Source organism: Kineococcus sp. GCM10028916, from assembly GCF_042674865.1.
In the GTDB taxonomy this organism is placed as follows: Bacteria; Actinomycetota; Actinomycetes; order Actinomycetales; family Kineococcaceae; genus Kineococcus.
In genome coordinates this window covers 260,702-267,390 of record NZ_JBHTFM010000013.1, presented here as the reverse complement: position 1 = coordinate 267,390, position 6,689 = coordinate 260,702, and the positions used below count along the sequence as shown (strand labels likewise).

General features: G+C 71.3%; 5 protein-coding genes. 1 reads left to right on the top strand and 4 read right to left on the bottom strand.

Annotated elements, in window-relative coordinates; genetic code table 11:
- Positions 1 to 183 precede the first annotated feature (183 nt).
- Positions 184 to 1,869: a hypothetical protein gene (locus ACFQ46_RS12680; protein WP_380259825.1), complete on the bottom strand. Its 1,686-nt coding sequence runs from the start codon at positions 1,867 to 1,869 to the stop codon at positions 184 to 186.
- A 340-nt stretch (positions 1,870 to 2,209) separates the two neighbouring features.
- Between ACFQ46_RS12680 and ACFQ46_RS12675 the strand changes: the two genes are divergently transcribed.
- A complete protein-coding gene (locus ACFQ46_RS12675; protein WP_380259824.1) occupies positions 2,210 to 2,623 on the top strand; it encodes a hypothetical protein in 414 nt (137 codons plus the stop codon).
- A 64-nt stretch (positions 2,624 to 2,687) separates the two neighbouring features.
- Here the strand turns inward: ACFQ46_RS12675 and ACFQ46_RS12670 are convergent, their stop codons facing one another.
- The 3 genes from ACFQ46_RS12670 to ACFQ46_RS12660 all read right to left on the bottom strand — a co-directional run bounded on the left by ACFQ46_RS12670 (position 2,688) and on the right by ACFQ46_RS12660 (position 6,564).
- Positions 2,688 to 3,143 (bottom strand): hypothetical protein, encoded by a 456-nt coding sequence (locus ACFQ46_RS12670; protein WP_380259823.1) that lies wholly within the window; start codon positions 3,141 to 3,143, stop codon positions 2,688 to 2,690.
- Between the two features lie 208 nt (positions 3,144 to 3,351).
- Positions 3,352 to 5,250 carry a putative bifunctional diguanylate cyclase/phosphodiesterase gene (locus ACFQ46_RS12665; RefSeq protein ID WP_380259822.1) on the bottom strand — a complete coding sequence of 633 codons (1,899 nt, stop codon included), beginning with the start codon at positions 5,248 to 5,250 and terminating at the stop codon, positions 3,352 to 3,354.
- Positions 5,251 to 5,334: 84 nt separating this feature from the next.
- Positions 5,335 to 6,564 (bottom strand): DUF445 domain-containing protein, encoded by a 1,230-nt coding sequence (locus ACFQ46_RS12660; RefSeq protein WP_380259821.1) that lies wholly within the window; start codon positions 6,562 to 6,564, stop codon positions 5,335 to 5,337.
- Positions 6,565 to 6,689 lie beyond the last annotated feature (125 nt).

Sequence of the window (6,689 nt, the reverse complement as noted above, 5' to 3'; positions counted from 1 at the left end):
CTTGCGATCACCAGCCACCGCACCAGCATGCCCGACATGGACCCACATCTGAAACAGTCACTCAGACGATCATCCTCCTTTTGCCATATCCGTGAAGTCGCCAGCAACGGCTCGAGTCCGCGCACCGCGGGATGACCGTGCGCTTCACGCGCAACGTGGGATGACCGTGACGTCCTTCTGTGGTCACTGCTGAGGAAAGTCTCCTGCGGCCAATCGACGGTGCACGTCCTCCAGGACGGTCCTCGGTTTCTCGTGCCCCAGGGACAGGGCGTCGACGGCTCCCAGCACCGCCTCGGCGGTCTCGGGCAGCGCGGACTGCTGCAGCGCGTCCAGGGCGACCACCTCGGGGGCGTAGGGCTGGTGAACCTCCTCCTCGGCCCAGCTGATGTGGGAGCCGCTGTACACGACCTGCTCCTCGTCCCCTTCCTCCAGGGGGAACACCTTCGCCAGCACCTGGTCGGGGTCGTCCCACAGCGGCGGCAGCGGCCCACCACCGGCGGCAGCGTGCAGAGCCTCCTCGATCCAATCCTGGCCGACCAGCCCGGCGATCGTGCACGCCCGGCGGGCCGCCCACACTGCCACCGCGCGCTGCTCGCCGGCCGGCATGGCCGCCAGGGCTTCGGCCAGTTCGCGGTTCCGCCGGCCCAGGGACGACGCGCGGCCGCCGACGGACAGCAACCGTTCAGAGGGCAACTGCTCACCATCCTCCACGCCCCCCTGGACGCACAGGTCGAAGTACACCTCGGGGTCCATCCCCTCGGGCACCTCATCGAGCGGGTCCGGCTCGGTGAACGGAGGCCGGTGGTCCACGACGGCCCCGACGCCGAACTGCTCGATCAGTTCTCGCCGCAGACGTGTCAGTTCCTCACGGACCTGCGCCAGGAAGGCGTCCGCGTGCTCCTGCCCGATCGCTTCGTACACTTCCTTCGCGGTGGCCACGACCGCGCTCAGGGGGTCGGTGCCGGCCGCCTCGACGAGGCTGGACACCGCGTACGCGATCCGGCTGCGGGGGTAGCCGTTGACCGCGGACGCCTCACCGTCCGGAGCGGGGAGGGACTCGTCCAGGCGGGCGTACAGGGCGTCGGAGTCATGGAACAGCGCCGGCAGCAGCCGGTCGTCACGTAGCGTGCCCAGCGCCGCGGCGATCCAGTCCACGCGCTCGACGCCGGTCCGGGCGCAGGCCCACTGCGCGGCCCAGTACGCCACGGCCCGCTGCACGCCGGGTTCGGCCGCCGCGAGGTCCTCGGCGAGGTCGCGGTCCAGCTCGACCAGCCAGGGCGCTTCGAAGACGTCCAGCAGCGCCTGACTCGGCAGTGGGGTCTCACCCCACGTCGCGGACGTCCGCGCGGCGCGAGCGAAGGCGGGGTCCTGCATCCGGTGGCGGTAGCGGGCGGTCTCACTGCCGATGCGCACGATCGCATCGGCAGCGGGGGGAGCGGGCCACAGGGCCAGCTCGTAGTGGTCCACCAACGGTTCGTCGGTCATGACGACGTCGGCGTTGCGGCCGGCGTCGATGCCCCGAGCGCTCCAGCGGGCGCGGTAGCTGGGCTGGTCCAGGTGCAGCTGGCACACGGTGTCGGACAGGCATCCGGCCAGGGCCGTCTCGGGCCACTGGGGGGTGAACGGCGCCTCGACGACGTCCTCCCACTCCGGCCCGACCGGCGGTGGTTCATCGCACAGCAGGACCCGGACGCCGACGTCTCCGGTGTGCACGCCGACCAGCAGGGTCAGGTGGCCCAGCAGTTGCCCGCCGGCCAGGCCGTTGACCTGCCCGGCGAAGGCGTCCTCGTAGTCATCGGGGAGGTCCCCGGCGGACAGGTAGACCTGGGAGTAGGAGACGGCCATGCGCCCCTGGTGGACCAACTGCACGGAGAACCCCTCACGATGACGCTCGGTGACGACAGCCCGCGCCGTCTGTGGAGTCGACGTCGAACCGGACCGTGCGGATGTTCCACGACGGCGTGAGCGACGCGGTAGCGGACCGCCGGGCATCCCCCGAAGGGAGCAGCGAGCTGGTGCCGTGTGTTTCGAGCGGTGGTCGCAGCGTGATCGGTGCAGGCCCTTGTTGCCCGTTCCTCGTCAAGACCGCGCCGTCGCTGCCAGCTCAGGACCGCGCACAACGCGAGATGACCGTGCGTCTGATCGGCCGGCAAGACCGCCAAGGCCGGCCTGGTAGCAGCGCGCGGGGTGGCTTCGGCATCCTGGCCGGGTGAGGACAGAGACGGCTGCGGTGATCGGCCCCATCGTGGCGGACCTGGAAACCAGCGGGTACGCCGTTTCCATCGACGAGGACTGGGGACCTTCTCCCTACGACCCGCACTCAGCTGCCCGTGAGGTGATGGTCAGGACGGCGGTGGGGGGTGGCAACGGCATCCTCGTGGGTGCTCCCGGTGACCCGGTGACGGCGGAGATGGTTGCCGAAGCGGCTCATGCGTTGCAGGACGGGATCATCGAGGCCGGCTTCTACGAGACGGGGACGGCGACGATCTGGCCGTCGTGTCCGCGCCACCCCGCCACCCACCCGTTGACTCCCACGACCCGTGGGGACGAGGTCTTCTGGTCCTGTCCGGGTACTGGGGAGCTGTTCTGCCGCCTTGGGGAGCTGGGGTCGTCCAGGGCCTGATCAGCGTGGTGGTTGGTGCACTTTCGTCTCAAACCTTCCGTGAGCATCCAACGCGGGATGACTGCTACGTCGACGCTCCGTCTCCGCTCGGTCTCTGACCTCGCCGGTGGTGCTCGCCAGGTAGGGGTTCATCACCCCACCACGAGGTGCCGTCGGCGTCGGGGACGAGGGTGTCGGCGTAGGTGCCCAGTGGTTCGCTGATGTCGGTGTGGACCAGGGCGATGGCTAGTTGTTGTGCGGGGTCCGGGTCCTCGCCCAATCGTGGGTGATCGCGGGTGTCGAGCCAGTGACGCAGGCCGGTGGTGAAGGTCCACCAGGGGTGGCGGTAGACGACGTGCAGGACCGGGCGCCCGGCTTCGAGGGTGCCGTGGACGCCCAGCAGCTGGACTCCCTGGTGGGTGCCGGCGGTCAGGGTGCTGTCCCAGGCGGGGAGCAGGGTGGGGATGGCGTTGGCGACCTCGCTGGCCCACTGCTGCGGTGAGTGCTCGATGCGGCGTTGTTGCTCGTCGAGGGGTTCCACAACGTCAGGTGTACCGGTCCGCAGGGGGCTTGGGTGATCGTCCGCAATTCGTCGTGACCGTGACGTCTGTGACGTGGAGCCGGGGCGGTGCGGGTGAGCCGCTCACGGCTCGGGGACCGGGGAGTTCCACCACCGTGACCGCTGGAAGCGTCACCGGTGTCCCGACGTGGAACTGCCACCGGTGTCCTGTTCAGGACACCACCGGGCGTCAGGCGGACGCGACCTGCGCGGTCGGCGCCGCGCGCAGTGCCCCCTGGGCCTGCCCCGCGATGTGCGCGGGCTGCGGTCGGGCGTAGAGGTAGCCCTGGGCGTAGGTGCAGGACAGGTCCCGCAGCACCTGGGCCTGCTGCTCGGTCTCCACCCCTTCGGCGACGACGTCGAGGCCCAGGCTGCGGGCGAGTTCGATGATGCTCGCGACCAGCGTCGTCGCCGACCCGCCGTGGGCGAGGTCGGAGATGAACGAGCGGTCGATCTTCACCGTGTCGACCGGCAGGCGGCGCAGGTAGGAGAGGCTGGAGTAGCCGGTGCCGAAGTCGTCGATGGCCACGAGGACGCCGGTGGCGCGCAACCGCGCCAACCGTCCGGACACCGCTTCGAGGTCGTCGACGAGGACGCTCTCGGTGACCTCCAGCGTGAGGTGGTGCGGGCGGAGGCCGCTGTCGCGCAGGGCCTCGCGGACGGTCTCGAGGATCTCGTCGGAACGGAGCTGGACGGCGGAGAGGTTGACGGCGACGGCGACGGGGTGACCGCGTTCGGCCGTCCACGCCGCGGCCTGGGCGGTCGCGGTGCGCAGCACCCAGGCCCCGATGGCCAGGATGTCGCCGCTGGCCTCGGCCAGCGGGACGAACTCCAGCGGGTACACCGTGCCGCGCTCGGGGTGCTGCCAGCGCAGCAGCGCCTCGTACCCCTTGGCGGAGATCTCGTCCCCGCCCTTCCGGTAGTCGACCGTCGGTTGGTAGTGGACCTCGAACTGCCCCTGGGCCAGCGCGTTCGCGAGGTCGTCGCGCAGCGCCGCCTTGTCCTGCGCGGCCTGAGACATCCCCTCGGCGTAGGCCACGAGACGGTTCTTCCCGCTGGTCTTGGCCCAGTACATCGCCAGGTCGGCGTTGCGCAGGAGTTCCGCGGGGGCGTCCAGGCTGCTGACGGTCCCGCACATCGTCGCCGTGTCGGCGGTGCCGAGGCTGGCGTGGACGTAGATCTGCTGGCCCTGGACGTCGACGGGCTGGGCCAGGCTCGCGAGGAAGCGCTCACCGACCCGGCGGGCGGGGGTCGATCCGCCGTGGATCACGACGGCGAACTCGTCACCGCCGAGGCGGGCGACCAGGTCGGCACTGCGGACGGAGGCGCGCAGGCGTTCCGCGACGGCCAGCAGCAACTGGTCGCCAGCCGCGTGCCCCCGGGAGTCGTTGACGTTCTTGAAGTCGTCGAGGTCGACGAAGAGCACCCCGAGCTCGTCGCGACGGGACAGGCCGCGGGTGAGGAACTCGGTGAGCATCGTGCGGTTGGCGAGGCCGGTCAGCGGGTCGCGCAACCCCTGCTGCTCGTTGAGCCGCCAGGACGAGAGGTGCGTGACGCTGGCGGCCAGGACGAACCCGGCGTGGATCGCCATCCACCGCCAGGGGTGGGCCATGGCGGCGTGGTGGTCGTAGACGTCACCCGGGAAGAGGGTGCCGATGAGGCCGTGGTGGACGACGACGATCGCCAGCCCGACGCTGAAGGGCACCCAGTCCTGGTAGAGCGCCACGAGGCCCACCATGACGAAGAAGTGGAAGTGCGCTTCGGTCTGGCCGTGCCAGAACTGCACGAGCACGGTGGCGGCCAGGAACAGGCTGACCGAGGCGGTCGCCGACCGGAGCTTGCGCGAGTAGGACGTCGGGGTCGCCAGCACCAGCGGGGCGGCGACGAGCGCGCCGCCCGCGAAGCTGACCAGGACACCCTGCCCCTGGAAGGCGCCGAAGACGACCAGGGCGACCGCCTGCAGCCCGGCCACCCGCACGATCGCGCGGTGGCGGCGGTGCCACACCTCGTCCGGCAGCATCCGCCCGCGCGGTAGCAACGAGAAGGCGGCGCTGGTCCGTCGACGCAGCAGATCCCGGGCGGAGGGCACCTTCCCGCATCGGCACACCCCCCGGCCGGCGCGATCCGCACCACCCGAACGGCGCAAGGGCAGGTGCCGGTGTCCCGGTCGGTCTCAGCTGACCAGCACGGTGACGGTGTGGATGAAGACCCCGACCAGACCGCCCACGACGGTGCCGTTGATGCGGATGAACTGCAGGTCGCGACCGACGTGGAGCTCGATCCGCTGGGCCGCGTCGTCGCCGTCCCAGCGGGCCACGGTGTCGGAGATGACCGTCGCCAGTTCCGGGGCGAAGCGGCGCACGACGTGCCCCGCGGCGTCGGAGACGTGCCCCTCGACCCGCTTGGCGAACACCTCGTCCTCGACGAGGCGGTGGCCGAGGTCGACCAGGGCCTCCTCGCTGCGGGCCCGCAGCGAGGACGTGGGGTCCTCGAGCGCCTCGAGCAGGAAACCCCGCACGCTGGACCACAACCCGGCGACGGTGTCGGCCAGGCCGGGGGAGTTCAGCAGCCGCTGCTGGAACTCGTCCGCCTTGGCCCGGGTCTCCGGGTCGTTCTGCAGCGCGTCGGCGTAGCGGGCCAGCAGGTCGTCGATGGCCTTGCGGCCCGCGCTGTCGCGGTCGGCGACGACCTCGTCGACCCAGTTCTGGGCCTCGGTGTAGACGCGTTTGCCGAGCCGGTCGTTGAGCCAGTCCGGCACCCACAGCGGTGCCCGGCCGGTGACCATCGAGCGGACGCGGTCCTCGTTGGCCCGCAGCCAGCGCTGCGCCTCGGCCAGCGTCAGGTCGACGACGGGGTGGTGGGTGCCGTCGGCGACGACCTCGCCCAGCAACCGGCCCAGCGTCGGGCTCCACGACTGCGCCCCGAGGCGCCGGACGACGACCTGGTCGAGGACGTTGGTGACCTCCTCGTCGCGCAGGATCCCCAGCGCCCCGGTGAGGACCGTCGAGGCCTCGTCGACGACGCGGGCCGCGCCGCCGCGCTCGGTCAGCCACGACCCCACCCGGCGGGGGATGCCGGCGCGCACCACCTTGTCGCGCACGACCTCCTCGGCGAGGAAGTTCTCGGCCACGAACTGCTCGAGGCTCTTGCCCAGCGCCTCCTTGCGGCGCGGGATGAGCGCGGTGTGCGGGATCGGCAGCTTCAGCGGGTGCCGGAACAGGGCGGTGACGGCGAACCAGTCCGCGACCGCACCGACCATCGCGGCCTCGGCGGCGGCGTTGACGTAGCCCATCGCCCCGGTGTCGCCGATGGTCAGGGCGTAGACGATCGCGGCCAGCACGAGCAGGCTCGTCGCGATCGTGCGCATGCGGCGCAGCGCGGAACGGCGTTCGTCGTCGGTCATCGAGGGCTCACCGGCTCATCCTCACCCAGGACCGCCCCTGGTCGACACCGCACACCCGCTGGCGCGGGTGCGCGGTCCGGCGGTCACGACCCCATCAACGCCCACCGCAGGGCCTCCCGCCAACG

Bases quoted from the DNA above. Each gene is read 5' to 3' on its own strand.
- ACFQ46_RS12660 (WP_380259821.1), bottom strand. From the start codon at position 6,564: ATGACCGACGACGAACGCCGTTCCGCGCTGCGCCGCATGCGCACGATC.